32 protein-coding genes are annotated in these 26,435 nt (G+C 63.4%); 18 read left to right on the top strand and 14 right to left on the bottom strand.

Translation table 11 applies throughout. The annotated features are described in order from the left end of the window. The first annotated feature begins 382 nt into the window (after positions 1-382). A complete protein-coding gene (locus NKI95_RS29125) occupies positions 383-1,102 on the top strand; it encodes a hypothetical protein (RefSeq protein ID WP_352721123.1) in 720 nt (239 codons plus the stop codon). A 150-nt stretch (positions 1,103-1,252) separates the two neighbouring features. Here NKI95_RS29125 and NKI95_RS29130 read toward each other — a convergent pair whose 3' ends face one another. Beyond that, positions 1,253-2,017: a pseudouridine synthase gene (locus tag NKI95_RS29130; RefSeq protein ID WP_352721125.1), complete on the bottom strand. Its 765-nt coding sequence runs from the start codon at positions 2,015-2,017 to the stop codon at positions 1,253-1,255. A 115-nt stretch (positions 2,018-2,132) separates the two neighbouring features. Between NKI95_RS29130 and NKI95_RS29135 the strand changes: the two genes are divergently transcribed. Then, on the top strand, positions 2,133-2,723 hold the full coding sequence (locus NKI95_RS29135) for a DUF922 domain-containing Zn-dependent protease (protein WP_352721127.1): 591 nt from the start codon (positions 2,133-2,135) through the stop codon (positions 2,721-2,723). 209 nt (positions 2,724-2,932) lie between these two features. On the opposite strand, the gene NKI95_RS29140 is transcribed toward NKI95_RS29135, so the two are convergent. Continuing rightward, on the bottom strand, positions 2,933-3,676 hold the full coding sequence (locus NKI95_RS29140) for an SDR family oxidoreductase (RefSeq protein ID WP_352721129.1): 744 nt from the start codon (positions 3,674-3,676) through the stop codon (positions 2,933-2,935). 296 nt (positions 3,677-3,972) lie between these two features. Here NKI95_RS29140 and NKI95_RS29145 point away from each other — a divergent pair, with 296 nt between their 5' ends. The 7 genes from NKI95_RS29145 to NKI95_RS29175 all read left to right on the top strand — a co-directional run bounded on the left by NKI95_RS29145 (position 3,973) and on the right by NKI95_RS29175 (position 9,450). Next, complete coding sequence (locus NKI95_RS29145) at positions 3,973-4,596, top strand: NAD(P)H-dependent oxidoreductase (protein ID WP_352721131.1); 624 nt, start codon at positions 3,973-3,975, stop codon at positions 4,594-4,596. Between the two features lie 352 nt (positions 4,597-4,948). Continuing rightward, positions 4,949-5,281: an ArsR/SmtB family transcription factor gene (locus tag NKI95_RS29150; protein WP_352490024.1), complete on the top strand. Its 333-nt coding sequence runs from the start codon at positions 4,949-4,951 to the stop codon at positions 5,279-5,281. A gap of 14 nt (positions 5,282-5,295) precedes the next feature. After that, a complete protein-coding gene (locus NKI95_RS29155; RefSeq protein ID WP_352721133.1) occupies positions 5,296-5,982 on the top strand; it encodes an aquaporin in 687 nt (228 codons plus the stop codon). Beyond that, positions 5,979-6,401: an arsenate reductase (glutaredoxin) gene (gene arsC, locus NKI95_RS29160; protein ID WP_352721135.1), complete on the top strand. Its 423-nt coding sequence runs from the start codon at positions 5,979-5,981 to the stop codon at positions 6,399-6,401. The genes NKI95_RS29155 and arsC overlap by 4 nt, the downstream gene beginning before the upstream one ends. Before the next feature lie 69 nt (positions 6,402-6,470). Beyond that, complete coding sequence (locus tag NKI95_RS29165) at positions 6,471-6,803, top strand: ArsR/SmtB family transcription factor (protein WP_352721136.1); 333 nt, start codon at positions 6,471-6,473, stop codon at positions 6,801-6,803. 50 nt (positions 6,804-6,853) lie between these two features. Continuing rightward, complete coding sequence (locus NKI95_RS29170; protein WP_352721138.1) at positions 6,854-8,230, top strand: FAD-dependent oxidoreductase; 1,377 nt, start codon at positions 6,854-6,856, stop codon at positions 8,228-8,230. Then, on the top strand, positions 8,227-9,450 hold the full coding sequence (locus NKI95_RS29175; RefSeq protein ID WP_352721140.1) for an MFS transporter: 1,224 nt from the start codon (positions 8,227-8,229) through the stop codon (positions 9,448-9,450). Before NKI95_RS29170 ends, NKI95_RS29175 begins: the two co-directional genes overlap by 4 nt. A gap of 24 nt (positions 9,451-9,474) precedes the next feature. Here the strand turns inward: NKI95_RS29175 and NKI95_RS29180 are convergent, their stop codons facing one another. Next, positions 9,475-9,699 carry a hypothetical protein gene (locus NKI95_RS29180; RefSeq protein WP_352721189.1) on the bottom strand — a complete coding sequence of 75 codons (225 nt, stop codon included), beginning with the start codon at positions 9,697-9,699 and terminating at the stop codon, positions 9,475-9,477. A 231-nt stretch (positions 9,700-9,930) separates the two neighbouring features. Then, positions 9,931-10,296, bottom strand: coding sequence for a VOC family protein (locus NKI95_RS29185; RefSeq protein ID WP_352721142.1), 366 nt, complete (start codon positions 10,294-10,296; stop codon positions 9,931-9,933). Here NKI95_RS29185 and NKI95_RS29190 point away from each other — a divergent pair. Both NKI95_RS29190 and NKI95_RS29195 read left to right on the top strand, forming a co-directional pair. Beyond that, positions 10,295-10,753 carry a hypothetical protein gene (locus tag NKI95_RS29190; protein WP_352721144.1) on the top strand — a complete coding sequence of 153 codons (459 nt, stop codon included), beginning with the start codon at positions 10,295-10,297 and terminating at the stop codon, positions 10,751-10,753. The genes NKI95_RS29185 and NKI95_RS29190 overlap by 2 nt on opposite strands. Before the next feature lie 44 nt (positions 10,754-10,797). After that, positions 10,798-11,673 (top strand): sigma-70 family RNA polymerase sigma factor, encoded by an 876-nt coding sequence (locus NKI95_RS29195; protein WP_352721146.1) that lies wholly within the window; start codon positions 10,798-10,800, stop codon positions 11,671-11,673. Between the two features lie 350 nt (positions 11,674-12,023). Here the strand turns inward: NKI95_RS29195 and NKI95_RS29200 are convergent, their stop codons facing one another. Continuing rightward, positions 12,024-13,181, bottom strand: coding sequence for a sulfite oxidase (locus tag NKI95_RS29200; protein WP_352721148.1), 1,158 nt, complete (start codon positions 13,179-13,181; stop codon positions 12,024-12,026). Positions 13,182-13,431: 250 nt separating this feature from the next. Between NKI95_RS29200 and NKI95_RS29205 the strand changes: the two genes are divergently transcribed. Further along, complete coding sequence (locus tag NKI95_RS29205; protein ID WP_352721149.1) at positions 13,432-13,611, top strand: hypothetical protein; 180 nt, start codon at positions 13,432-13,434, stop codon at positions 13,609-13,611. A gap of 85 nt (positions 13,612-13,696) precedes the next feature. On the opposite strand, the gene dinB is transcribed toward NKI95_RS29205, so the two are convergent. The 3 genes from dinB to NKI95_RS29220 all read right to left on the bottom strand — a co-directional run bounded on the left by dinB (position 13,697) and on the right by NKI95_RS29220 (position 16,069). Then, positions 13,697-14,938, bottom strand: coding sequence for a DNA polymerase IV (gene dinB / locus NKI95_RS29210; RefSeq protein ID WP_352721151.1), 1,242 nt, complete (start codon positions 14,936-14,938; stop codon positions 13,697-13,699). A gap of 230 nt (positions 14,939-15,168) precedes the next feature. Further along, positions 15,169-15,627: a GNAT family N-acetyltransferase gene (locus NKI95_RS29215; protein WP_352721153.1), complete on the bottom strand. Its 459-nt coding sequence runs from the start codon at positions 15,625-15,627 to the stop codon at positions 15,169-15,171. A gap of 73 nt (positions 15,628-15,700) precedes the next feature. Further along, positions 15,701-16,069, bottom strand: a complete 369-nt coding sequence (locus NKI95_RS29220; protein WP_352721155.1) for a hypothetical protein — start codon at positions 16,067-16,069, stop codon at positions 15,701-15,703. Positions 16,070-16,252: 183 nt separating this feature from the next. Here NKI95_RS29220 and NKI95_RS29225 point away from each other — a divergent pair, with 183 nt between their 5' ends. Further along, a complete protein-coding gene (locus NKI95_RS29225) occupies positions 16,253-16,549 on the top strand; it encodes a hypothetical protein (RefSeq protein ID WP_292663304.1) in 297 nt (98 codons plus the stop codon). A gap of 286 nt (positions 16,550-16,835) precedes the next feature. On the opposite strand, the gene NKI95_RS29230 is transcribed toward NKI95_RS29225, so the two are convergent. After that, positions 16,836-17,531 (bottom strand): XRE family transcriptional regulator, encoded by a 696-nt coding sequence (locus NKI95_RS29230; protein WP_352467938.1) that lies wholly within the window; start codon positions 17,529-17,531, stop codon positions 16,836-16,838. 82 nt (positions 17,532-17,613) lie between these two features. On the opposite strand from NKI95_RS29230, the gene NKI95_RS29235 reads away from it, so the two are divergent. The 3 genes from NKI95_RS29235 (at position 17,614) to NKI95_RS29245 (ending at position 19,387) form a co-directional block, all read left to right on the top strand. Further along, positions 17,614-18,012 (top strand): hypothetical protein, encoded by a 399-nt coding sequence (locus NKI95_RS29235; RefSeq protein WP_352721157.1) that lies wholly within the window; start codon positions 17,614-17,616, stop codon positions 18,010-18,012. A gap of 68 nt (positions 18,013-18,080) precedes the next feature. Beyond that, the gene (locus tag NKI95_RS29240; RefSeq protein ID WP_352721159.1) at positions 18,081-18,716 is read left to right on the top strand and encodes a GcrA cell cycle regulator; all 636 of its coding nucleotides are present in this window, start codon (positions 18,081-18,083) and stop codon (positions 18,714-18,716) included. A gap of 65 nt (positions 18,717-18,781) precedes the next feature. Beyond that, complete coding sequence (locus tag NKI95_RS29245; RefSeq protein ID WP_352721161.1) at positions 18,782-19,387, top strand: DUF6456 domain-containing protein; 606 nt, start codon at positions 18,782-18,784, stop codon at positions 19,385-19,387. Between the two features lie 44 nt (positions 19,388-19,431). Here NKI95_RS29245 and NKI95_RS29250 read toward each other — a convergent pair whose 3' ends face one another. Both NKI95_RS29250 and NKI95_RS29255 read right to left on the bottom strand, forming a co-directional pair. Continuing rightward, positions 19,432-19,734: a hypothetical protein gene (locus NKI95_RS29250; RefSeq protein WP_352721162.1), complete on the bottom strand. Its 303-nt coding sequence runs from the start codon at positions 19,732-19,734 to the stop codon at positions 19,432-19,434. A 252-nt stretch (positions 19,735-19,986) separates the two neighbouring features. Beyond that, positions 19,987-20,250, bottom strand: coding sequence for a hypothetical protein (locus tag NKI95_RS29255; protein WP_352721163.1), 264 nt, complete (start codon positions 20,248-20,250; stop codon positions 19,987-19,989). Positions 20,251-20,520: 270 nt separating this feature from the next. On the opposite strand from NKI95_RS29255, the gene NKI95_RS29260 reads away from it, so the two are divergent. Beyond that, positions 20,521-20,799: a DUF2285 domain-containing protein gene (locus tag NKI95_RS29260; protein WP_352721165.1), complete on the top strand. Its 279-nt coding sequence runs from the start codon at positions 20,521-20,523 to the stop codon at positions 20,797-20,799. A 230-nt stretch (positions 20,800-21,029) separates the two neighbouring features. Here the strand turns inward: NKI95_RS29260 and NKI95_RS29265 are convergent, their stop codons facing one another. From NKI95_RS29265 to NKI95_RS29275, 3 genes are all read right to left on the bottom strand, one after another. Further along, positions 21,030-23,000 carry an acyltransferase family protein gene (locus NKI95_RS29265; protein ID WP_352721167.1) on the bottom strand — a complete coding sequence of 657 codons (1,971 nt, stop codon included), beginning with the start codon at positions 22,998-23,000 and terminating at the stop codon, positions 21,030-21,032. 193 nt (positions 23,001-23,193) lie between these two features. Next, a complete protein-coding gene (locus NKI95_RS29270; RefSeq protein ID WP_352481647.1) occupies positions 23,194-23,415 on the bottom strand; it encodes an alkylphosphonate utilization protein in 222 nt (73 codons plus the stop codon). A 406-nt stretch (positions 23,416-23,821) separates the two neighbouring features. Further along, on the bottom strand, positions 23,822-24,118 hold the full coding sequence (locus tag NKI95_RS29275; RefSeq protein ID WP_352721168.1) for a hypothetical protein: 297 nt from the start codon (positions 24,116-24,118) through the stop codon (positions 23,822-23,824). A gap of 261 nt (positions 24,119-24,379) precedes the next feature. On the opposite strand from NKI95_RS29275, the gene NKI95_RS29280 reads away from it, so the two are divergent. After that, positions 24,380-26,377, top strand: a complete 1,998-nt coding sequence (locus NKI95_RS29280; RefSeq protein ID WP_352721170.1) for an AI-2E family transporter — start codon at positions 24,380-24,382, stop codon at positions 26,375-26,377. Positions 26,378-26,435 lie beyond the last annotated feature (58 nt).

A 26,435-nucleotide genomic window follows, 5' to 3' on the forward strand; every position in this document is an offset into this window, starting at 1 on the left:
GAATATGGGCTGGATTTTGCCGAAATCCATGAGAACGCTCATCAAACCGGCCCGGGCACGGAGCGATGCTTCGCTCTGTGCATAACTTCGTTGGCTGGAAGCGGGCGGTTTGCAATCTCAGGCACGGCGTCAGCCGGCTTCGCTCCGGCATACGCCCACGCCGTCGGCATCATCTTCCATCATGCGAAGCGATCGGTCGACGTGACCGGGGATGCATGGCGGTGAATGCCATGAACGCCGCTCCGAACAAGCCCGTTACTCGGGCTGACATCCGATGATATCTTCAATAATCTCGGCCGGTTGATCGACAATATCGACTATCCCTTGCATTATTTGGACAACGCTGTCGCGCTACTGAAGGTAGTCAAGTAAAGGAACGGCCATGAAATGTTTGGTGTTGTCGATTTTTGCAATCCTATTTTCCACATGGGCGCACGCCCATGTTCCGCCAACAGGCCGCGCTTATGCGAAGGATTTGTTCGCCAAGTTCGATGAACTTTTGCAGCAGCACCGGATTGAAGGCAAATTGCCAAATCTTGAAGATCCAACGGACCGGGATCTACTGCACAAGATTTGGGACGGCGAGGCTTTGATAGGTTCGCCGCCATACGATGAGAGCGACCTGGAAGCACTGTCTTTCGTAATGGACAGAAGTGGGTCGCTACTCGCGCTCTATGGCCAGGCTAACCCGCTGCCTTTGCAGGATGAAGCCACGCAGTCGTTTGCACTTGTGTTTCGGGCTGCTGCCGCTTCCCAGCTAGCTTTCAATGATTTCCTGGCGCACCAACCCAACGCTGCCGAAATGTTGCGAGCCAACGGTGCCAAAGCTCGAGGAGGCATAGAGAAAACGTTTCGTGGCGCCTCAATTTTTCTGGCTGACCCGGCGCTGAAGCAGGGGAACAAGATAGTTCTTATTGAATCGCTAAGAGCAGATGGTCCCTATCTCGCGCAGAGCATCTCTCCAGACCATCGCCAGGCCCTGATCGATTTGTTTGTCCCGTCGGTTGGCCAGCTTCCCATGCCTGCCCAAGAATCGCTCAAGATCTTTATGCAGAAAATCAAAGCGGCCGGCTGCGATCTGTTGTGTGCTGACGGAATGTAATACCGATGGAGATTGGTATCGTTCGAACCGGTGTGGGCGATCTGTTCGGGAACATCCGCCAGGAGTCGAAGGCGACCCCTGTCCGCCCCGCGCTGCTTGCTTGCGTCACTTGGGCTTCGACTGGCTGACTATCGAGTCGCCGCCAGCAGCTCAGGCCCAAAGCAGCGCCAGCTCTTCGGCAGTCAGATGGCGGGCCTTGCCTTTGGCAAGCTCGCTGAGCTGCAATGGGCCGATCGCGATCCGCACCAGGCGCAGCACCTCGATATCGTGGGCGCCGAGCAGCCGGCGGATATGGCGGTTGCGGCCCTCGTCGAGCACGATTTCCAGCCAGGCGGTGCTGGTGCCGCCGCGCAGCAGCTCGATGGACCGGGCCGTCAGCAAGTCGCCGTCGACTGTCGCACCGGCGCGCAACCGCACCAGCATGGCCTCGTCGGCCAGGGCGCCGATCTGCACGTGATAGGTCTTGGCGACATGCGAGGCGGGATCGAGCAGGCGCTGCGCGAAGCGCGTGTCGTTGGTCATCAACAGCAGGCCTTCGCTGGCCTTGTCGAGGCGGCCGACCGGCGAGACGAAGGGCAGGTCGAGGCCTGTCAGGCAATCATAGACTGTGCCGCGGTCCTGCGGGTCATCGCGGGTGGTGACCAGCCCGCGCGGCTTGTTGAGCATCAGATAGACCTTGCGCTCGGCGGCGACGCGGCGGCCGTCGACCTCGATGCGGTCACGGCCTGGATCGACGCGCATCGAGCCGTTGCGCACGATCTTGCCGGCGACCCGCACGCGCCCCTCGGCAACCAGAAGCTCGGCCTGCTTGCGCGAGCACAGGCCAAGCTTCGACAGCGCGCGGCAGAGGCTGACGCCGCGAGACTGGGTACCGGGGGCAGGGCGTTGCCGGGCAATGTTCGGTCGCGGCGACATGGCGTTGCCTGTGGATTCTTGTATACGAGCATCCCACTATAGCCGGCCGCCGGCTATGTCCACGGAAGGGAACTGCATGTCTTTTGCATCGTGCGCAGCAGCTGCGAGGACTTGCATGAAAACAGCCATTCGCCTTTGCCTGCTGCTCGCCTTCCTGCCGACATCGCTGGCGCATGCCGGCTGGCAGGCGGTCGAGAAGGTCGAGACCTATGCCATCTCAGGGCAATCCGGGCCGGAGCTCTATGCCTCGATCGGCGGGCGCGGGCCGCTGCTCGGCGAGCGCCGCGTCATCGCGCATACCAATTTCAAGCTGACCTGGGTGAGGGACTACCAGCCGCAAGGCGATGCCTGCGTGCTGGTGTCGGCGCGGCCGAAGCTGATCATCACCTACACCTTGCCGAAGCCGGCCGCGCGGCTGCCGGGCGCCATCCAGAAGAACTGGGAGGTTTTCGCAACCGGCCTCGCCGCCCACGAGAAGGTGCACGGCGCCAGCATCATCGACATGGTGCACAAGATCGAGGCGGCCACGATCGGCCTGACCGTCGCCGATGACCGCGCCTGCAGCAAGATCAGGACGGAAGTGACGAGACGGCTCGCCGGAATTTCGCAGGCACAGCGCCAGGCGAGCCGCGATTTCGACCGGGTCGAATTCGGCCCCGGCGGCAAGCTGCGGCAGCTTGTGTTCACGCTGATGACCGGGGAATAGTCGAGGCAGGGCAAGGTCGGCGGGACAGCACCCCCCTCTGTCCTGCCGGACATCTCCCCCTCAGGTGGGGAGATTGGATGTCACCCCTGATTTCGCCAATCGTTGCAAAATGAGTGCTGCCGACGAAGCTGCCGATCTCCCCCTTGAGGGGGAAATGTCCGGCAGGACAGAGGGGGGCGGCGCAGCGCATCGACGTCTGCAGGCTGACCTCACGCCTGCTCGGTCGGATAGAGGGTCAGGATGTTGACGTTGACCCTTGGCGGCTGCGTCACCGCGTACAGGATGGCGGCGGCGATGTCCTCGCTTTCCAGCTGCTCCATGTCGCCCAGCCTTTGCTCGACCGCCTGGCGCACGTCGGGGCGCATATTCTGGGTGAACTCGGTCTTGACGGCGCCGGGCTCGATGCAGGTGACGCGGATGCCGCCCTTGCCGATCTCGCGGCGCAGCGATTCCGCCATCGCGCTTACCGCGTGCTTGGTGCCGGAATAGACCACCGAAGGGTGGATATAACGGCCCGTGCCGGACGAGACGACGACGATGTGGCCGGCACCTTGCCGCTGCATCGACGGCAGTGCCGCATGGATCGGATAAAGCAGGCCGAGAATGTTGACGTCGACCATCCGGCGGTATTCTTCCGGCGTCGTGTTGCGGAACGGCGCGGCGACGCCGACGCCGGCAACCGCAAGCAACATGTCGAGCCGGCCGTACTCCTGCTGGACCCGCTCGACCATCGCCGTGGCTTGCGTTTCGTCGGTGACGTCGACGGCAATCGGCAGTGCCGCGCTGCCGGTCTCACGGATCCGCCTCGCCAGATCGTCCAGGCGCTCGGTGCGCCGGGCAGCAATCACCAGCGTGGCGCCCTCGGCCGCCAGCGCCAAGGCGGTGGCCTCGCCGATGCCTGAGGAGGCACCCGTCACCAAGGCGATTTTGCCGCTCAGTTTTCCTGTCTGCATCTTTTTCTCCTGACGCTTTGAACACGCCCTGAAGCTAGGGCGCAGACATTCCGGGAACAATGCTGGGAGTTCTTGGGCATGATACGCGGCAGCGCCCCGTCCCGCGGAGTACGGCAAGCCATGCCAATGTCCGCGCAATTTCCTTTGAGCGAACGAGCGGGCCTTGACGTGACTGGAGCTGTTGCGTCTTGATACGGGGCTGCGGGGCTTCGCATGAAAACAGCTGATCGACTATGTCTGCGGGTGGCTTGTTTGCATGCGACGCGCTTGCATGCACTCTCGCGACCGAGCGCAAGATGAAGGTCCTCGTCGTCTATTGCCATCCCTGCACCGACAGCTTCAACGGCGCCGTGCGCGATACGGTGCTGGAGACGCTTGCCGAAAGCGGCCATCAGGTCCACCTGCTCGACCTCTATGCGACCGGCTTCGATCCAGTCATGCGCACGCAGGAATGGCGCAGTTACCACGAAAAGGCGGCGAACCTGCAACCAGTGCACGAACACGCGCAGGAGCTGCTCTGGGCGGAAGCGGTCGTCTTCATCTATCCGACCTGGTGGTACGGCCTGCCGGCGATGCTGAAAGGCTGGCTGGAGCGTGTGCTGGTGCCGGGCTTCGCTTTCGAGATGCCGACCGCTCGACGCGGCCCGCGGCCCAAATTGCGGCACATACGCCGGGTGATGGCAATGACCACATGCGGCGCCACGCCGCTGATGTCGTGGATCATGGGACAGCCAGGCCGGCGGACCCTGCTGCGCGGCTTCCGCTCCGTCTGCCATCCGCTGTGCCGGACCAAATTCCTGGCGCTCTACCGGATGGACAGTGTTTCGGAAGCCGGACGCCAGGCGCATCTGCAGCGGGTCAGGAAAGCGGTTGCCGGTCTTGGCCGCGCTGATGCGGTCGCCGCCGCCGTGCCTGGCTGATTTGGCCGGGCGAGCCCTCGCTGGCAAAGGGCGATCGCTTTGCACAAGCGATAGCTTCGCTGAAGTCGGCGCCGCCCCTCATCGCCCTGCCGGGCACTTCTCCCCGTATAGTGACGGGGAGAAGGGGCTGGCCGCAGCGTTGGCGTCGTTTCTGCGCCGCTGATGTTTGGCGAAATCACCGATGACGAGGCCGCTCTCCCCGTCACTATACGGGGAGAGGATGCCGGCAGGCAGGTGAGGGGCAACGCAAACGCTTAAAGGGCGAATTCAAAACTGAAGCGATTGCCTTGGGTCGCTGGCCCATGCGCGTTGACTCTATTCCCCATTTCTGGAAATCTGGAAATCTGGAAATATGGACAAGACGCTCGCCCTTTCGGCACTTGCCGCGCTCGGCCAGGAAACCCGGCTGGACGTTTTTCGCCTTTTGGTGCGGGCCGGCGCCGAGGGCGTGGCTGCGGGCGAGATCGCCTCGCGGCTCGCCGCGTTCCCGAATACGATGTCGGCCCATCTCAAGATCCTGTCGCATGCCGGCTTGGTGCGGACCGAACGGGAGGGCCGCAGCGTGCGCTACTTTGCCGATATGACCGGCTTTCGCGATCTGCTGGCCTACCTCATGGAGGATTGCTGCAATGGGGCGCCGGAACTTTGCCAGCCTGTCATCCAGGCTGTGACCTGCAACTGCTAGAAGGGAGGTTCGTCTTGGTCAATCTTTCCCGGCGCCTGGTTGCCGAGGCCCTCGGCACGGCTCTGCTGGTCGCCACCGTGGTCGGTTCCGGCATCATGGCTGACAGACTGAGCAACGATGTCGCCGTCTCCCTGCTCGGCAATACCTTGCCGACCGGGGCGATCCTGATCGTGCTCATCACCATATTCGGGCCGATATCCGGAGCGCACTTCAACCCGGCGGTGACGCTGGTATTCGCGCTTCGACGCGAGATCGAAACGAACGCAGCGCTGGCTTACGTCGCCGCCCAGATTGCCGGCGGCATCGCTGGAACGTTGCTGGCGCATGCCATGTTCGAACTGCCGATCCTGCAAGTGTCGGCGACGGTGCGGACCGGAAGCGGGCAATGGATTGCGGAGCTGGTCGCCGCCTTCGGGCTGGTCTTCACCATCCTCGCCGGCCTGCGTTCCCGTCCGGATTCGATCCCCTGGCTGGTCGGGCTCTATATCACCGCCGCCTACTGGTTCACCGCATCGACATCCTTCGCCAATCCGGCCGTCGCCATCGCCCGTGCGTTCTCCAACACTTTTGCCGGCATCCGCCCCGCCGATCTGCCGGGCTTCATCGGCGCCGAACTTCTGGGCGCGTTGCTCGCCATGGCATTGGCAGGGTGGCTGCTCGCCCAACCGAAACCAGTCGGACAGATGAAAGCTGCGCGATGACCATCACCATCTACCACAACCCCGATTGCGGCACCTCGCGCAACACGCTTGCCATCATCAGGCAGTCCGGCGAGGAGCCTCAGGTGATCGAATATCTGAAAAACCCGCCGTCGCGCGAAAAGCTCGTCGAGCTGATCGCAGCGATGGGCATGACGCCGCGCCAATTGCTGCGCGAAAAGGGCACGCCCTATGCCGAACTTGGCCTAGGCGACCCGAAGTGGAGCGACGACGAGATCCTCGATTTCATACTGGCGCATCCGATCCTGATCAACCGGCCGATCGTGGTGACGCCGCTCGGCACCATGCTTGCCCGACCCTCCGAAGCCGTGCTCGATATCCTGCCCAATCCGGATATCGGCCCGTTCACCAAGGAGGATGGCGAGGTCGTCATCGACGCCAGCGGCAAGCGCGTCGCCTAGAGATCAGCTTATTTCGATCTTTGTCGAAATTCTCTTGACGTGCAGCGATTCTGGAAATAGCTTATTTCCATGAAACTCGAAAAAGCAGCCTCGCAACTTGAAGCCCTCGGCAGCCCGACGCGGTTGCAGCTCTATCGGACGCTGGTGCGGGCGGGCGATGAGGGGCTGCCGGTCGGGCGCATCCAGGACAGATTGGGCATCGCTGCCTCGACGCTGTCGCATCACCTCAAGCGGCTGGTCGACACCGGCCTGGTGTCACAGGAGCGCCAGGCGACCACGCTGATCTGCCGGGCCAACTATCCCGCCATGAACGGGCTCATCGGATACCTCGCAGACGAATGCTGCGCCGACGCCACCTGTGCGCCGGCATCGGCGGAAGCGACGGCCAAGACGCCGGCGTGATTTTTTTGGCGGTATAATTCGAAATTACCGGAAGGATGGAAGGTATGGAGATGATCGAAAAACTCCCCGTCGCGGTGATCGGCGCCGGGCCGGTCGGTCTGGCGGCAGCGGTCCACCTCATCGCGCAGGGTATTCCTGTCAAAGTCTACGAAGCCGGCAATACGGTTGCATCCAACCTCAGGGATTGGGGCCATGTCCGGGTGTTCACGCCTTGGCGCTATTGCGTCGATCAGGCGGCTAGAAACCTGCTCGAGGCGCATGACTGGCGGATGCCGGAGCCCGAGGCATTCCCGACCGCGAACGACCTCGTCGCGGATTATCTCGAGCCGCTTGCAAAGCTTCCGCAATTGTCACCGTCGATCGAAACCGGCGCCCGGGTCGTCGGCATCTCGCGCTGGGGCGCCGACAAAGTGCTGAGCAAGGAACGCGAAAACCGGCCGTTCATGCTGGCAGTCGAGACTGCCGATGGTACAAGACGCGACAGCGCCCGTGCCGTCATCGATGCTTCGGGAACCTGGCAAATGCCGAGCCCGCTCGGCGCCGGCGGAATTCCTGCAGAAGGCGAAGCCGAGTTTGCCGACCGCATCGCCTACGGCATACCCGATATTCTCGGCCGCGATCGCAGCCTTTATGCCGGCAAGACGACGCTGGTTGCTGGCTCCGGCCATTCGGCCGCCAATGCCTTGCTGGATCTCGCCAGCCTGGCGGACGTGGAGCCCGGCACGGCTTTCATCTGGACGACGCGTGGCACCGACCTGGTGCGCATTTATGGCGGCGGCGATGCCGACCAATTGCCGGCACGCGGCGAACTCGGCGCCGAAGTGCGCGAACTCGCCGAGAGCGGCGGCGTCAGGCTGGTGACGGGCTTTGCGGCTGTTTCGATCCGCGATGCCAACGGCCGGCTGGTCGTCGAAGGCCAGACCAAGGACGGCTTGCAGGCGCTTGGCCCGGTCGACCACATCATCGCCGCGACCGGACAGCGGCCCGATCTGTCGCTGACCCGCGAGCTTCGGCTCGAACTCGATCCGTGGCTGGAAAGCGTCAAGGCACTGGGACCGCTCATCGATCCCAACGAGCACTCCTGCGGCGACGTGCCGCCGCACGGCCACCGTGAGCTCAGCCATCCCGAGCACGGGTTCTATACGGTCGGCATCAAGAGCTATGGCCGCGCACCGACCTTCCTGCTGCTGACCGGGTATGAGCAGGTGCGCTCGGTCGCCGCGGCGATCGCCGGCGACATGGTTGCTGCCGACAATGTCCAGCTTGTGCTGCCCGAGACCGGGGTCTGCACCGTGCCGCGGATCGGCGTGGCGGACAAGGGGTGCTGCGGCGGCCCGGCGCCGGCAGCGGTAGATGCCTGCTGTGTCGCCGACCTCGAGGCGAAGGCGGTCGGCAAAGGCGGCTGTGGCTGCGGCGTCGCGGCATGAGCCCTTCGCCGCCTTCGCCGGCCATTTTGCGCAGCCGCGGCGCGATCATCACCGCGCTTGGCCTGACGCAGATCATGGCGTGGGGGTCTTCCTACTATCTTCCAGCGGTCATTGCGCCGGCGGTCTCTTCCGATACCGGCTGGCCGCTGGCATGGGTTGTCGGCGGCCTGTCTCTTGGCTTGCTTGTGGCGGGATTGATCTCTCCGCGCGTCGGGTCGTCGATCGAGCGGCATGGCGGCCGCAACGTCCTGGCGTTCAGCGCTGGATGCATCGGGGTCGGCCAGGTTGGGCTGGCCGTTGCCCCCAACCTTGCGGCGTACATCGCTGCCTGGCTGATCATCGGCCTGGGCATGGGGGCGGGGCTCTATGATGCCGCTTTCGCAACGCTTGGCCGCCACTACGGCCATGGTGCGCGCTCCGCCATCACCACGCTGACGCTGTTCGGCGGTTTTGCCAGCACAATCTGCTGGCCGATCTCGGCCTTTCTGCTGGAGGAAGTCGGCTGGCGCGGTACCTGCCTGGTGTACGCTGCTGTTCAGTTGGTGATTGCGCTTCCGCTCTATCTGGTGATCCTGCCCCGCGAGGCGCCGAAACCGCCAGTCAAACCGGGATTGAACCAGGCGACGCCGGCTCTCGATGGCAATCCCGATCCGTCGATCATGATCGTTCTGGCCGCGACACTTACGCTTGCGGCGGTGATCTCCTCGACGCTGTCGGTGCATCTGCTCACCATCCTGCAAGGCAGCGGCATGGCGCTGGCCGCTGCCGTCGGGCTCGGCGCGCTGGTCGGCCCGTCCCAGGTGGCGGCGCGCGCGATCGAGATGACCATCGCGCGCTACCACCATCCGATCCTGACCAAGTTTGCCTCGGTTACCTTCGTCGCGATCGGCGTTTCGGCGCTCTGGGCCGGCATGCCAGTCATCCCGTTGGCGCTCGGCTTCTACGGCGCGGGCATCGGCCTCGAATCCATCGCGCGGGGAACGCTGCCGCTCGCGCTGTTCGGCTCGAACGGCTACGCGAAGCTGATGGGCCGCCTCGCCATGCCGAGCCTGATCGCCCAGGCAGCGGCACCCTCGGCCGGCGCATTGCTGCTGGAGCGCTTCGGCCCGCATGGGACGTTGGCCGCGCTTTCCGGCCTTGCGCTGGCCAACGTCATCCTCGCATGCGGCTTGGGCTGGCGGATGCTCCGCCGCCAGCAATCGCAGGTTCAAACTCGGTAGGATTTCGACCTGCGGTCAGTGCTTTCAACTGGAGAGCGGGAGATCGTCCAAGGGATCGACAAGGAAGGACGCGGCAATCAGATCGTCCGCGTCGAGGCGCAGTGAGCCTTTGGCGCCGGCCATAATGGCGGCAACCTTTTGAAACGTCTTGATCTCGTGCTCGGTAATCTGGGCAGTTTGCATTCTGGATTTGAGGTCAGCGACGCGCAGCCCCAAACTGTGGGATATTCCGATTTTACGGTTCGACATGGTAAGATGCTCCTCCCCGGCCCATGTTTGTTTTGCCACCCGCCCTTATTCGCATTTCCTCCGCCTGCCTAAATATGAGGCATCGCGAATACAGCGCCCGAACGCCCGATGCAAGGGAAGGTTCCGGCGCGCAGAGGTCACGAAATAATAACACGAAGGAAGCAGGGCCAATGGTCCGGCCGGAGGTAGGACTTAGGTACGACGCCCCGCCAGACAGAGGGCTCCGGTGGCTTATCGGCTGGCGAGGACCATGCGGTTGCCTTCGCTGTCACGAAACTCCGCCACCGTGCGTCCCGGCTGCCACGACGCCTCATGCGGTTCGGTGATGATCTCGACGCCGCCCGCCTTCAACGCCGCGATCATTGCTCCGACATTTTCGTCGACCAGCACCAATACGGGCTCCGCACCTGGTGCATCGTCGGCGCGCCTGATGAAATGCAGGTTCGTCACGGCATGCGGAAATGCCAGCTCGATCCAGCGCCAGCCGCCATCACCCATCTTCTGGTCGGCCAGCACCTGACAGGCGAGATGCCTGGTGTAGAACGCCTTGGCTCGATCCTGGTCGAATACCGGAAGCTCGGCAAACTGGATATGCATGATTCGTCTCTCCTGCTTGATGGCTGCCGCGCAGCCGCCCACGCGGGAAAGACGATGCGGGCAACCGAAAAGATTCTTCGGCAAGGAGAATCTTTTCAGCGCAGCCGGTCGTCCTTCGTTCATACCAACCAATCAGGAGACGACAATGGACTACGCGCTCATTCGATACGGTGTGAACCAAGCCGACCTGGAAGATAATCGCGCGCTGGTCGAAAAAGTGTTCGAAGCGCTGGGCGAGGCTGCACCGCCGACGGTGCGCTATCTCGTGCTCGAGCTGGACGACGGCTCGTTCGTCCACATCGTCGGCCAGGACGGCGATTCGTCGGCGCTGACCGGGCTTGCCGCCTTCAAGGCATTTGCGGAAAACCACGCCGAACGCCGTTCGACCCCGGCAATGCGATCGCCTGTCAAAGTCGTCGGCAATTACCGTATGCTGGCGGATCACAAGGCGGGATAGCGCCTGCCATGCCGCTCGCGCAGAAACGGGATGCTACGCCGAAAATGAACAGGGCGACTTTGGAGGCGATGCTCGTCGGGTTGCGGCCAAGGCTGCATCGCTACTGCGCGCGCATGGCCGGCTCGGTGATCGACGGCGAGGACATCGTCCAGGAGGTGCTGATCAAGGCGCTGCAGGCGATCGACGGGGGCGCCATGGTCGAACGGCCGGAGCAATGGCTGTTTCGTATCGCCCACAATGCCGCGCAGGATCACCTGCGGCGGCGCAATCGGGAAAGGTCGCGCATGACCGAGGCCGACATGAGCGTGATCGAGGATCCTTCCGGCAGCGCCGACAGCCGGCTCGCCGCCCAGACCGGCCTGCGCTCCTTCATGCAGCTTTCGGTGCCGCAGCGCAGCGCCGTGATCCTGGTCGACGTGCTCGGCCTCAGCCTGCACGAGACCTGCGAAGTGACCGGCGCGACGCTCGCCGCCACCAAGGCGGCACTGCATCGCGGGCGGGCGCAGCTCAAGCTGCTGGCGCTGCAGCCCGAGCAGGCGCTCGCCCCGAGGCTCGACGCCGACGACGAGCGCCGGCTGCGGCGCTATGTCGACCTGTTCAACGCGCGCGACTTCGACGCGGTCAGGGCACTGATCGCCGAGGACGTCCGGCTCGATGTCGTCAACCGCGTCCGCCTGCGCGGCAAGGCCCAGGCGTCGACCTATTTCGGCAATTACGACCGTATCAAAGACTGGACATTGTCGCTCGGCTTCGTCGACGGCCGGCCGGCGATCCTCATCCGCGACCCGCAAGCGGCCGACGGCGCCGTGCGCGGCTTCATGCTGGTCGAATGGGCGGGCGAGGAGGTCATCCAGATCCGCGACTTCCGCTATGCGCCCTGGTGCCTGGTCGATGCGGAGATCAGGGCCGTGGAGAGGTGAGCAGAGGGCTGGAAATGGTGCGGAAATGGCGCGCGAAGGCGACATGGCCAAGGTTGCGCCACCGGACAAGTCTGCCATCGCCTCGATCACTAAGCTGAAGGGCTCCGCTCCCGATTTCGGGAGCGGTATCGTCGCGAAGAGGATCTACGGCCTACACCCGTCATGCTCGATATAGAGCGGTGCGAGCTTTCGGATCAGGCAGCCTCCTCCTGGGTGACCCAAACGCAATTGCCACACGGCAGCAAGTTCTTAGAGTGGTTCCGGTTCTCTGGAACCGGTAACCCGCTCTAACTATCTGTTTTGCCGCATTTATGCGGACGCCAAATGATTCCATTTGGCTGCAAAATACTCTAGCCGATACGCACGCGGCGCGTCACCTGGCCATTGCTTTCCCAGTATGTGTGTTTCTTGGCAATCAAGGGATCGTCCATCGCCGGTTGAATTTGTCCCGTGGTGCTGACCGCGCGCGAGGTCACCGTGTGTTCTCCAGGAGAGGGATTTGCCCAAGCCAGGGACCAGATTTTCCAGGCGTGTTCTGCCTCCTCACTGTGGTCAATGGTCGCTGGTGCCCAAGGCCCCTGATCGATTTGCACTTCGACCCGGTCGATCGGCGCCCCCCAGGCTGCCCCAACGATGCGGTAATCTGAGTCTTTCCGGGTAACCTTCGCAGGCGCGGACTTTATCAGCGCTCGCCCGACTGAAGTCTCGGCCCATACGGTCTCGCCGTTGTGGTCCTCCTCCCGGATGGTGACATAGTCACGGGCCATCAGAACGCTCATGAACCGCGTATCTCGAACCTCGATGCGCTTTAGCCACTTGACGTTGGCAATCCCGTACCAGCCTGGAGCAATAAGCCGTACCGGGAAGCCATTGGGCGCCGGCAAGGCGGCTCCATTCATTTCATAGCAGAGGAGATTGTCGGGGTTCATCGCGTCGGCGAGCGACATGCTACGAGCGAAGTTCTGCTTCATCTTTACGTCGCGTATCGGGATCTCGCCTGTGTCGGTACCGAAAAAGACGACCTCGATGCCCTTCTCCAGAACACCGGCTTCCTCGAGGATCGGGGCGAGCGGCGTCCCTGCCCAACGGGCATTGCCGATGCCGCCGGTGAAAAAGGGAAATCCGTGGTTGCCCGAGCATTCCACTGTGAAAACGACCTCCTGCCGCGGTCGCGCCTTGATGTCGGCGAGCGTTAACTCCAAGGGCTTCTTGACCAGGCCTCCGATCTCCATCGACCATGTCTTCTCGTCGATCGTTGGTCGGTTGAAATGCGAGATGCTGAAGAACTTGTCGTTTGGCGTTATCCAGCTGTCCAAATCCTCCCAGACAAGCTGCTTCTGGATACCCACCGGATCGGGATTTTTGGTCGGCTGATCCAGCCACGGAATAACTTCCTCGCTCGGCCGTGTTGGAAAGGCGTAAGCCCGACGCGAGGTATAGAGAGCAGCAATTGCGGCAAGAGCCGCGCTTCCTTGAACAAGAAGTTCTCTGCGCTGAAAATCAGGCATGTTGTTTACCTCCCAGTTGATCCGGAACAGGCTGCAACGTGCCTTAGGCCGTAGCCTGATCACGGATAGGCGACACAATGTGAGGTCTGCCCATCCGGAAGTATCCGCATAGGTCAGACAATCACCGACGCAAGTCAGGCATGTGAAGCGTTGGACGAAACTCTGGCTCGCGTTTCGCATGCCAAGAGTGCGCCTTTGAGAAGGAAGTGTCCACAACTTGGACGGGACATGATGATGATTGCAGCATTCCATGCCGATTTCCGGTCCTGCCAAATCGTTGCTGCTCGGATCGCTGCCGAACGCCCGCTTCTGGGTCATTTCGGGACCTTCGTGGGTTCTGGTCGAACCGGTGTTTCCTGTCGGCCAGTGGGTTGGCCGGGCGGCCGGCATCGCCCTGATCGCCTGGGGCAGCGCAACGCTTTTGGTCTGACGACCAGGGCCGCCTCGAATGTCGCGTTTGCAGGAAACGATCCCTCCTGACGCAAAGTGTATCGCACTGCCCCGGCCAGGCCGGCTCACAATTCCTTTTCGGCCAGTTCGCGAAAGGCATCGGGAACCGACCGCCGTAGTCCGAGCGCGACCGAGGCGTAGCCGACCGCCTCCCAGCCGAAGCGGTCGCGGATCTTGTCGACGGCGCGATCTGCGGTCCAGCGCGCCGCGCCCTTCCTGGTGCCGGGGCGGCGGCGGTCGTCGTCGAGCCCGAGCGGCAGTTCCAGTTGCAGGCCGGCATGCTGCTCCAGATGCGATACGGCGATCGCCAGCAGCGAGATGGTCTTTTCATGCGGATGATCGATAAGCACCTTGCGCACCAGCGCCTCGGCGATCTCGGCCAGCATGGCGGTTGCCGATATCGGCTGGTCGAGCGTGATCGAGCGCGTCACCGATCGCAAATCGGCAAAGCGGACGCGAACCGTGACGGTGCGGCCGGGCCGGGATTTCGCCCGCAATCTTGTGGCGACCCTGTCGGCCAAATGCAGCAAAGCGGGCACGAAGACCTGCTCCTCGGCCGGTTTTCGGCCAAGCGCCGATTGCGCGCCGGCCGAGCGCGCCCGGCGCTGCGTCTCGAGCTTGCGCGGATCGCGGTTCCACGCCAGCGCGTTGAGTTTTTCTCCGGCAGCCGGCCCGAGCAGGCGCTCCAGCGCGCCACTGTTGGTCTTGGCCAGCTCGCCGATGGTGTTGACGCCGATGCCGGCCAGCCGCTCCCTGGTGACCGGGCCGACGCCCCACATCAGCTCGACCGGCAGGTGGTGCAGGAACTCCAGCTCGTGGCGCGGGTCGACCACCACCAGCCCGTCGGGCTTTGCGACCTGTGAGGCGATCTTGGCCAGATGCTTGGTGCGGGCTACGCCGACCGAGATCGGCAAACCGAGCTCGGCCCGCACGCGGCGGCGGATCTTGCCGGCGATCTCGGCCGGCGAGCCGAACAGATGGGTGCAGCCGGCGACGTCGGCAAAGGCCTCGTCAATGGAAATCCGCTCGACCACCGGCGTGAAATCGCCGAGCACCTTGATGGCCGCATCGCCCAGCCGCTGATAGTCCTTGAAATGGCCGCCGACGAAAATGAGTTGCGGGCAGAGTTCCCGCGCTCGCCGTCCCGGCATGCCGCCGCGCACGCCGAACGCCTTGGCTTCATAGGATGCGGCAAGCACTACCCCGCCGCCGACGGCAATCGGCTTGCCGCGCAAGGCCGGATCGAGCAATTGTTCGACCGAGGCATAGAAGGCATCCAGATCCGCGTGGAGGATGTTGGCTTCCATCCGGCCCGTTCGCCCGCGGCGGTTCGAACGCCGCATTGTCTCGAGTTATGATGAGAACATAAAGAGAACATTGCCGGCGGATTGTCAAGCAGCGCGGAGGGCAATCGCTTCAGGTTTGCGCTGCCTCTCTGTCTGCCTGCGTTCCAGGTAGTTGGCGAAAGTCGAAGAGACATCCAATTTCCCCCGCGGGGGAAATCGGCAGCTTTGCCGACGGCGCCTACTGCCACGATCTACAGCGCCATCTTGTAGCCGAGATGACTGGCGGTGAAACCGAGGCGCTCGTAAAAAGCGTGCGCCTCCCGTCGACCTTTGTCCGTGGTGAGCTGGACGAAGCTGCAATTGCGCGAACGGCACGTTTCAATCGCCCATTCGACCATCAGCTTGCCGACGCCGCGAGAGCGCCATTGCCGGGCGATGCGAACGCCTTCTATCTGGCCGCGCCAGGCGCCTTTCCTCGAAATTCCTGGAAGGAAGCTGAGCTGCAGCGTACCGACCACTTGCCCGGCCTCGACGGCGACGGCCAGCAACTGGTTGGGATCGGCATCGATTGCGCTGAAGGCATCGAGATAGGATGACGCAAGCGGCGTGGACGGGTCTTCCCGGTCTGCGCCGAGCACATCGTCGGCAAGCATTGCAACGATCGCCGGCAGGTCGGGCGCCTGCGCGCGACGGAATTCGATCTCGCTCATCGCGCGGAGACATACGGCGCGGTGTCGGCGATCGCAATATCCGTTTTGACTTGCAAGGGAGGCCCGCACGCCTTCAGGTGGCCTCGAGCGCCCAGAGGCGGTGGCCGTAGCGGCGGAAGAAGCGGGCGAAGAGGCGCTGCTGCCTGGCCCGGGTGAGGTCGGCGGCGCGCCTTTCCTGCCGCCAGCGCGGCATGTTGCGGAACATCGACAGGAAGCGGGCGGTGTCCTCGAGTGCCTCCTCGGCTGACTGCGCCGGGCGGATCGCCGCCAGGAACAGAGCGCGGCTCGGCTTCATCTGGTCAATCGCCGCCTTGCGCTGGCGATGACCCTGGCGTGCCTTGCGGATGCCGTGCTGGCGGATGGCCACGAAAGCGGCAAGCATGGCCGGGCTGTCGCCGCTATAGCCGCATGCATGGGCGAACTGGGCTGGGTCCATCGTCATTCCCTTGCTGCCGGCCGGCTGCGGTTCTGTTGCTCGCGCCGATTCCAGTCCGCACCAGATATAAGCATAACTCAAATAATCGAACAAGCGAAACTTTCATGTTGGTGTAAGCGGAACCGACTCGACTCCGCTTGGAAAACCGATAATGATGCGAACAAAGCAGGAACAACGATGGGGATGGCCATGGCATTGGCAGGCAAGGAAGCGACGATCGCCGATGTTGTCTCGATTGCCGTCGAGTGCATCGACTGCGGACGCAACAGGTGGTGGAAGCCGGCCGAGCTCAAGCGGCATGGGGTGATGCCGGAGACACCGCTGGCCGCACTTTCGGGGCGCCTGATCTGCAAGGCCTGCCGGGCCGACGGCCTGCCGGGCGCCGCGGTCTCGATCCAGGCCGCCTTCATCGACGACCGGCAACGGACCCGCGCCGAGGCGCGCCTGCTCAACGGTCGAGAGCTGGAGCAGTCGAGGCGGGCTTGAGGGGAGGGCGCCGGTCCCTCCTCAGGGCGGGCTATCGCATATGGGGTCCCCCTCATCCGGCCGCGGAGCCTGGCCTCGGGCTTGCCGGAGGCAAGACCCGCGGGCGGCCACCTTCTCCCCGCTGGGAGAAGAGCCTGGCATCAACGCTGGCGACCTCCTCTCCCCTCGGGGAGAGGTCGGATTGCCCGAATTGCCCTTCGCAATTCGGTTGGCATTCCGGGTGAGGGGGGCGCTTGCCTACTTGCGATTGCCCTGCTTCTCTCGGGAGAAGGCAACAAGCGCCTCCTCAATACCCCAGCAATTCCTTGAGCGGGATGACGCGGAAGACGTTCTTGATGGCGTAGCGGTTGAAGGTCAGCGTCTTCGGCGGGTTGTACTGTTCGACGATCAACTCGGCAGCGGTGCGCTTGACCAGCTTCTTGATGAAGGCCTTGCCGTTTTGCTCGTTCTCCTCGGGCAGCGTCTCGATCACCACATGGTCGCCGGGCAGCGCTTCGCGGCCGCCGCAATAGATCATCTCGCCGGGCTCGTAGCGCGGCACCATCGAATCGCTCAGCACGTGCAGCGCAAACACATTGCGCAGATGCCGGATCCCCGGCGGCCGCTGGACATAGCCGGCCGGCTGGCCGTTGAAGGTGAAGTCGCCATCGTCGCCGCCGACGGCGGTGCCGAGAAGCTGGATGTCCATTGGCCCAGCGGGCAGGGGGCCGGGATCGGTGACGATCTCGGCATCGGCGACCGGTCCGGCATCTTCGAGGAAGACGACCTCGCCCTTGCCGAGCGCCACCGGGTCGACGCGCAGGAAAGCGGCGGTCTTCAAAAGGTTCTCGGTCTTGGGCAGGTTGCGCCCGGTTTCCCAATTGCCGACGGCAGCGACGTCGGTGTCGTTGTGCTCGGCAATGTGGCGCATCACCAGGCCGCGCTGCTTGCGCGCCCGGCGGATCGCCGTTCCGACCTTGATCGACAGTGCAGTTTTCGCCATGGCTCCATCTGAGGCATAAGATTCGGTTTCGTCTATGCAAGAATCGCTTGCATTATTGTTTGAGTTATGCTCTTATGTGGGCATGCACAAGTCGCTTCACCAGCAATCGGTCATCGAATCCGCCCTTCAGCGCGCCGGCAGCGCTCGCCTGGAGGCGGTACCGCAAACGATCGCCAAGGCCATGCATGTGCCAACCCTTTCCCCTTCGTCGCGGCTGTCCTCCTCCCCGGCCGGGACGATGCCCGAGGCCCGCGCCTCGGATCCGGCAGCGCAAGCGGCCGGAACGGCCGGAGCCGTTCCCCTCACGGCTCCGGCCACGAATTACCTTCCGGCCGGCAATGCGGATGCCGCGGTTTCCTGCATCCGCACCGAAGACGGCACGGTCATCGCCTTCGACAAGCGGACGGGCAAGGCAGTGTCCGGCGCAACAAGGCAGGCGGCCGAGATGAAGCTCGATCGCAGCAGACAACGCGAAGGCTGACCGGCTTTCGGGCCTGAGGCCGGCGAAGCCGGCGCCGCACACAACCATCTTTGCAGGGAAAAAACATCATGGCCGCCCGCTATTCCGCCTCGGAACTGGAACAAATCGAGAACTGGCTGATGAGCGGACTGTCGGCCGCGAAGATCGCCACCAGGCTCGGTGCGCAGCGTGGTAGCCCGCTCTCACGCGCGGCCATCATCGGCATCGTCCACCGCACCGCCCGTTTGCGCACCATCGGCCTTGCCAGATCCAAGGGCCGGTGTGGCGGACGGTCGGGCGGACGGCTCGGAAATTCGGCGCCTGAGCCATCAAATGCCGCAGGTCAAGCGGAGGCGGCTCCGAAGGCCGAGCCACGCTGCCGCCCCGCCAGGCTGTCGGCCAGGCTGGCGCCGCCGGCCTGGCAGCCGGGTCCGGCTCGGATCACCGGGACCGATGGCGCGCCGCTTGAAATGCCGGCGCCGCGCCCGATCGCTGCCGGCGGCCGCCAGCCGCATTTCGCCGCCATGCGCTTCATCGATTGCCTGTTCGAGCGCTGCCGCGCGCCGCTCGACACGACGCTGCAGGAGGATGCGGAAAACGACGCCCCCGGCAGCCGGCCCGGTTTGGACATGCTGTGCTGCGGACTGCGCACCAAGCCATCGAAAAGCTACTGCGCCTATCACGCGGCGCGCTTCCTGCGCACGCTGCCGGCCGAAGCAATTTGAGCCCGCTTCTATGAGGCTGGAAGTTCGCCAGAGCCCGACGACCAAAACCCAGGAGGACTGATCCGATGAGCAACAAAACCGCCCAAAAGGCCAAAGCCAGGCCACCGAGATTGCCGAAAGGCGAGGCCGAGCAGGTGCGCATCCGCAAGGAGATCGGTCATGATTTCGCGCTGAAGGACGACCAGTTCGGCCGCAAGCGGCTGGCCAAGGGGACGCAGGAGGGCGCGCGCCTCTACGAGGTTTCCAATGATGGCCACACAGCGACCGGCGGCATCGTGCGGGTGCGCAACGTCGACCCGCTGAGCGGCCTCACCTCGTTGTCGCGCCAGCAGCGCGAGGCAGGCATGCGCTACCGCCAGGATTTTCGCGACTCGTCCGAGGCAAGCGCCAAGCCGATGGCCTGGGCCGAGCGCGTCGACGGCGGCCGCACCGGCAGCGGCGTCGCCGAACACATTCTGTCCGCTGGCCGCGACCATGCCGAGGCCACCAGGGCGCTTGCCCATTGGGAGATCGCCGGCGTCGTGCAAAAGGTCTGCTGTGCCGACGCAACGGTGAAAAGCCTGGCCGACCAAGCCGGCGAGCCGCGCGACGTGGTGGTGAAACTGCTCAAGATCGGGCTCGACATATTGGCCGTGCATTACGGCATGATGCTGATGCGCAAGCCGAGATGAGGAGCCCCGCCGATCCGGCCGGTACTACCGGCCGGATCGATCCGTCAACGACGGCAGACACGGATTCTTTCGATGATCCGGTGGTGATGACGCCAGTGCTTGATGACTTCGGTGTGGCAGCGCCGGTGGTACCGGTAGCGCGGCCTGTAGTCCTCGTCGTAGACATCATAGCGGTAACGGGGGACGTACTCATCGTCGTAATCGGAATACCGATGGTGGCGATAATAATAGTCGTCGTCATAGCCGCTGCCGATGCCGATCGTGACGCTGCCGCCGGCATTCGCCGGGCCGATCACGGAAGCCGCCGAGGCGATGGCGATCACCGAGGCAAGCAGGAGCTTCTTCATAGCTACCTCCTTCTTTAACGTCCCTCTAATAGAAAAACCCGCGAGGGGCAGCCTCGTTCCACAAATTGGCAAGATGCCACGAAGCGAGAGCCCAAATTAGCGCCAGCGGGGGCGAAAACGCCTCTTGCTGTACGCCAGGGTGGGGCTGCCGACGCAACGTGGCCGGCTGCTTTCCAAACCTCGAGCGGATTGTGGTCCGCGCCCTATGTATCCCGTCAAACAGCGACAATCGGGCGCCGTCGCGTTGCCGGCCTACAGAACATGGCCCAGTTCCAGCAAAACGAAAGCGGTCGCACCCAGCACAGCGAGGGCGTAGGCCGCATAAAGAACGAGCAGCATCACCTCAAAGTCCCGGACGAAACTAGCGGCAATCCTGGTCTCCTTGGGCTCCGCTTTCTCGACGCGTTCGGCTTCCAGCTGCTCCGTTGCCACGACGAGGCAGAGGATCCTGTCGTTGTCGGCCGCCTGTAATATCCGCTCCGTCAAATCGACGGCAATCACCGGGTCATCGGCCAACTGATCCCGCGATAGCCGGCTTTCAGTGACGGTCTGGACTTCACGCTTTCTCACGCACGCATAATTGCGTCGACTAAATTAGGTTCCACTAAAATATATAGATTGCCTCGGACCCGATCGCGATGGGTGAGGCGTGAGCCCAGCCGGGGGGAACTCCCGCCCAAGGCCCGCATTTGTCGACTGTCGAGGCGAATCCTCGATCCGCATCCTCCGATCAAAGGGCGCGGGCTTCTTCATAGGCTGCTACGATGCGCCAGTGGGTAGATCGCAATGCTAAAGCCGCCAAACCTTCATATCGCGAACGCAGCGCCGACGTCTTCGGTGCTGACCGGTTATGACGAAGATCGCATGCTTACTTATATCCGGCTGCTCGACGCTTCGGCGGAAGGAACCGATTGGCGCGAGGTCGCCCGCATCGTCCTGCATATGGATCCGGAGCGGGAGCCGGAGAGGGCTTTCCGGGCGTGGGCGACACATCTGGCGCGTGCACGATGGATGACCAGGAAGCGGAACGAACTGCGCCAATTGCATCATGAGTGGTGGGGATGAGCACCATCTAAGCGGAACTGCCGTCCGGTCTGGCCGTTGAGGGAGGAGGCCAACATGGAAAAGCGACCAATGACTTCTTGGCGAGCCAATACTTTCGAGCTGTGCTGCCTTCTTGCAGTTCCGCTGTCGCTGATCCTTACGGTTTTCCTGGCGGGTCTCATCCTCAGCTGACGCCCCCATGGTTGCTGGCCGGGGGGCGTGTCGGTCGGATCCGACAAGATCCGGAACCGTTACTTTACTGCCGCCGCCATCACATCCGAAAACAGCGCCCGTTCCACCGCCGGCTCCAGCGTCTCGGCGAAGGGCGTCGCCAGGTGGTGGCGGTCGCGGAAGGCTAGTTTGCCGTCGATGAAGACATGGCACGTGGTCTGGTCGCAAAACCGGTCGGTCATGTCGATGTAAGCAGCGTTCGGTGTCGAGCGTACGATGTCGCGCTCTATGGTGGCGATGTCGTCATTTGCCGCCATGATCCTCGGCGTGTCGCATGTCGCGGGCGTCTGGCCCCGCCACAGCGCCCGCGCCACGCATTTGTCGGCATAGCTTGCATTGTAGGGAACGTCCCTGATGACCGCGACCTTGATGCCGGCCTGGCTGAAGGCTTGAAGCGTCCAGGTGAGGCCCGTCCGCCACTGCGCTTGCCAATCGGCGTGCTTCAACTCCTCGGGCGATTCCTTCATCACATTGCCGATCGAGAATTCCGAGATCACCACCAGTTGGGGATGCAGCGCGATGATGTCCTTGACCGACTGCTCGCGCCATTGATCGCATTCGGTGTAGTCGCGCTTCAGCCGCCAGTTCCAGGTCGTTACCCGCGAAGCCCGGCAGGAGGATTTGAGAAAGGTGACGACGCGAAAATTGTTCTTCTCGGCCGCCTTGATCAGCGGCGTCGACCAATGGTCGGCATGCGAGTCGCCGAACAGCACGACCGAGCGCTGGGCATCCTTGCGGCCGAACATGCAGGGTTTTGGCTTGACGGTTTCGAAATCGAGCACGCAGCCGCCATTGGTCGCGCGCACGGTGGAGAGCTGGGCGGCGCTGTCGGCGATGACGTGCTGTTCGGGGCTGAGATTGTGCTCGGCAAAGCGCGCATTGCCGTAGGCGGCGACCACGCCGGCGCCGGTCAGCGCGACGGCGGGCACCAGCGCCCGCGCTGCTCCGGCCATCAGCCAGCCGTTGCGGCGGATCGGGTTCTCGATGAAATGATAGGTGAACATCGACAGAGCCAGCGTCAGCGCCGCGCAGGCAAAGCGGTCCAGGATGGACAGGCTGGGAACCACCATCGCCGCATAGACGATGACCGGCCAGTGCCAGAGATAGAGCGAATAGGAAAGCCGGCCCAGCCATTGCAGGGGCGGCAGCGCCAGCACGGCGCTCGGCAGATTGCGGCCGCCGCTGCCGCTGAGCAGCAGCAGCACGGTGCCGGCGACAGGCGCCAGCGCATTCACCCCGGGAAAGGGCGAGTCTTCGTCCAGCATCAGATAGGCCCACGCGATCAGCGCTAGCCCGAGACATGCCTGGAGGGTGGCCAGCAGCGGCCGGTCGCGCCAGATCTTTGCCGGTGCCATGGTCGCGAGGCCGCCGGCGGCGAATTCCCAGGCCCTGAGCGGCGAGAAATAGAAGGCCCAGGGCTGCGACACTTCCGTCAGCCAGGCGCAGGCGGCGAAGGAGGCCGCGCCGGCGACGCCGATGACGACGATAGCGGTGCGCTTGCCCGGGCGTAGCCATGTGGCGGCAAGAAGCAGCGCCGGCCATGCCAAATAGAATTGTTCCTCGACCGAGAGCGACCAGAAGTGGATGAAGGGGTTGTTGGTGGCGTCGGCGGCGAAATAGTCGAACGACCACCGGATCAGCCAGAGGTTGATCATGTAGGCGGAGGCGAACATGGCGCCTTTCGAATAGAGCGCCTGTTCCTCCGGCGACAGGATGAAATAACCCGCAAGCAGCGTGGCGAGGATGACGAACAGTGCCGCCGGCAACAGGCGCCGGGCGCGCCGGGCATAGAAGCGCCAGAGGTTCAGCCGCCCGGTCTCGGTGATTTCCGTAACCAGGTGGCGGGTGATCAGATAGCCCGAGATGACGAAGAAGATATCCACGCCGGCAAAGCCGCCGGGCAGGCCGGAGAGACCAAAATGGAAGGCGATGACACCCGCCACCGCCAGCGCGCGCAGCCCTTCGATGTCAGGCCGAAATGATGCCGACACAATCACCTCATGCAAGGAATGCCCACCTCGCAGAGGCTCGACCCGATGCGCCGATATTGCAATGCAACAAATCTAACGCAGTGCAACATAGGGGGAGGGCGCAGCTCCTCCAGCTCCTCGCGCGGGCGATTCACTCACATGAGCGGTTCAGTCATGAGGGCGATTTGATATGGAAGCGAAGGTGCCGAGGCGATCACGCCTTTTTCAAAAACTCGGTCTTCAGCACCAGGCCCTTCACCTGCCTGGTGCTGCATTCGATCTCGCCGGGATTGCCGGTGAGGCGAATATTCTTCACCAGCGTGCCGCGCTTGATCGTCTCCGAGGTGCCTTTGACCTTGAGATCCTTGATCAGGGTCACGGAATCGCCCTCGTGCAGCGCCGTGCCATTGCTGTCTCTTACGATCGCGTCAGTCATGTCGGGTCTTTCGTGGGGCTCCGGTGCGGAGGTGGTTGGGTCATTACCCGGCCTATTCCACGGTTGGCGGCGAGGTCAAGCGTGCTGGGGGTCAAGCCCACTGGGTCAAGCGTGCCGGCTGTCAATGCCATGCGGACGGCCGATCGGAAAACCCGGGTTGCGAGCAGACGGGACCCCCCTGGGCCCATAGTGGCATTGCCGCTCCGCGACATGCGCTCCGACCAGGCCGTCATCCATGCGACGGCGCCACGGCAATCGAACAAAAGCCGTGGCCTTCATTACGCAGATATTCCGGCACGAGTTCAAATAGCTGAGCGCCCGCCGGTGCGGACAGGAAGGTCGCACAATGGCGGAGCTGCCCGCCCTTTCGCTTGGTCCGTTATTGCAATCGGCAAGAAGCCGGCGGTCACTTGTTGGCGCCACCGAGCTGGTTGGCCATCTTGCAGAAGTCGGCATGCATCTTGGCAATGCCTGCGTCGCTGCATTCCTTCAACATCATGGCCCGGTCGCTCGTGGACATGGCGATCCATGCCGCCTTGAATTCGGCTTCCGACTTCATGCTCTTCATGCCGGCGTCGGTGAAGAAGGGCGTCATTTTCTGCGGATCGTCGAGCGCCGAAGTGCCAGTGGCACCGGCGGCAAGCGCTGCGCCGGTCATCATTGAAAGCGCCATCGCGCCCATGCAAAGCATCTTGATGTTCATGATCATTCCTCCTGAGCTGCTGCTTTGAGGTTGTCCATCAGCGATCTACGAAGGAACGGCGTTTTGACCCAAAAGTTTCCACGTTTCGGCGCAGGCATGGAACAGGATTGCCCGTGACGCCATTAATGCAGAAAATTCTACCACGACTGAATTTGCGGCGCTGCCGACGAGGGCAATCGGCGTCCAGCTGGGTGAGACGCTACGAAGTTGCACGCCGGCTCAATATGCCCGATCATGGCGACGGCGGGGCGGAGGTATCAAGTGGCGGCAAATCGTCGAAACGGCGCGCACCTGTCGGAGCCCCGGCGGGCGGGCATTGTTTCCGCGGCCAGGGCGCTTCCGCGCACATCCTTGCCCAGCGTAGCGTCGGTCGTGACGGCCGTCGCGGCGCTCTATTTCGGGCGCGAGGTCTTTCTGCCGATCGCAATCGCGCTGCTGCTTACCTTTGCGCTCGTACCCATGGTTTCGACACTCAAGCGAGTCGGCATTCCGCGTCTTCCTGCCGTGATCGCCAGCGTGCTCGGCGCATTCACGGTGCTGGCTCTGTTCTCCTTCATCGTCGCCACGCAGGTCAGTGAACTGGCGCAGAACATCCCGCTTTACCAGGCGAATATCCTGACCAAGGTCCGGTCGCTCAAGGAAACCGGCGTCGGCGGAGGCATCGTTTCCAGATTGAGCCGGGTGATCGAACGCGTCGGCCAGGAGCTCGACAGACCGGAGCCCGCACAACCCGCCGCCGATCAGCCTCCGCGGGAGCCGATCCCGGTCGAAATCGTCGCGCGCGAACGACCGCTCGAGGTTCTCCAGAATCTGATCGGCCCGCTGCTGAGCCCGCTGGCATCGGCCGGACTGATCGTCGTGGTCGTCATATTCATGCTGCTCGAGCGGGAGGATCTGCGCGATCGCTTCATACGCCTCGTCGGCTACGGCGATCTGCATCGAACCACCGAGGCGTTGCAGGATGCCGGCAAGCGCGTCGGCCGGTATCTGCTGATGCAATTGGTCGTGAACATCGTCTATGCCGTCCCGATTGCAATCGGACTTTGGCTGCTGGGCATACCCAATCCATTGCTGTGGGGTTTGCTGGCGCTGGCGCTGCGCTTCGTTCCCTATATCGGCCCGGTCATCGCAACGTTGTTGCCTCTGTTCCTGGCGCTGGCCGTGGCGCCCGGCTGGTCGCTCGTGCTGTGGACCGCCGGGCTTTTCGTGGTCGTGGAACTGATCACCGGCAACGTGATCGAACCCTGGCTCTACGGCTCGCGCACCGGGCTGTCGCCATTGGCTATCATCGTTGCGGCGATCTTCTGGACCTGGCTCTGGGGGCCATTGGGCCTGGTTCTGTCGACGCCGCTCACGGTCTGCCTCGTCGTGCTCGGCCGCCATGTGCCGCAGTTCGAATTCCTCGACGTTCTGTTCGGCAACGAACCCGTGCTCGAACCGCACGCCCGGCTTTACCAGCGGCTGCTGGCCGGCGATCCCGAGGAAGCGACGGACCATGCCGAGGAGATGCTGGAGGAAAAATATCTGGTCGAGTTCTATGACGAGGTCGCGATTCCCGCACTTCTGCTCGGCGAGCAGGACCGGGTGCGTGGTGTGTTGAGCGATGAGCAAAGACAGCAGGTCGCGGGCAGCGCGCTGACGATGGTGGCGAACCTCGACGACAGCGCGCAGGAGGAGGCGGAAGAGGACGATACGGCCGCGGCCGAGGACAACGGCTCACGCGAGGACAAGCAGGTTCAGGGGGAGGTTCAGGGCGAGGACGACACTGAACTGCCGGATGGCACGGGCATGTCGGTGCTGTGCGGCGGAGGGCGCGGCGAACTCGACGATGCCGCTGCCGCCATGCTGGCGCAGGTGCTCGAAATCCAGGGCGCCACGGTGTTGAGAGCGAGCTTCGCCGATATGGAACCGGGGAGCATTCGCCGTCTTGAGCTCGACGCTGTCGATACCGTCGTCGTCGGATTTTTAAACCGGGATTCCGTCAAGCACGGCCGGTTCCTGGTCCGTCGGCTGAAACGCGCCAAACCAAGGTTGCGGGTGGGCATCGTATTGTGGTCGGAAGCCGACAGCGACAACCAGGAGGCAGACGCCAGATTGGCCAATGAGATCAACGCCGATTTCGTCGCACACGGCATGGTCGGTGCGGTGCTCGGTGCGTTGTCCAGCGCTCCGCCGGTGGCGCTGAAGACCACCGCCAAACGCCGCGTGCGCCGCCTGGCGCCGGCGCGCAAGAAAGAGTCGCTCGCCGCGGCAAAATGAGCGCGGCGAAGACCGCGGCAGGTCGGGTTATTACCGCTTTCGCGAAAACGGCAATAAC

This window comes from Mesorhizobium sp. M0306, from assembly GCF_040321655.1.
Lineage (GTDB): Bacteria > Pseudomonadota > Alphaproteobacteria > Rhizobiales > Rhizobiaceae > Mesorhizobium.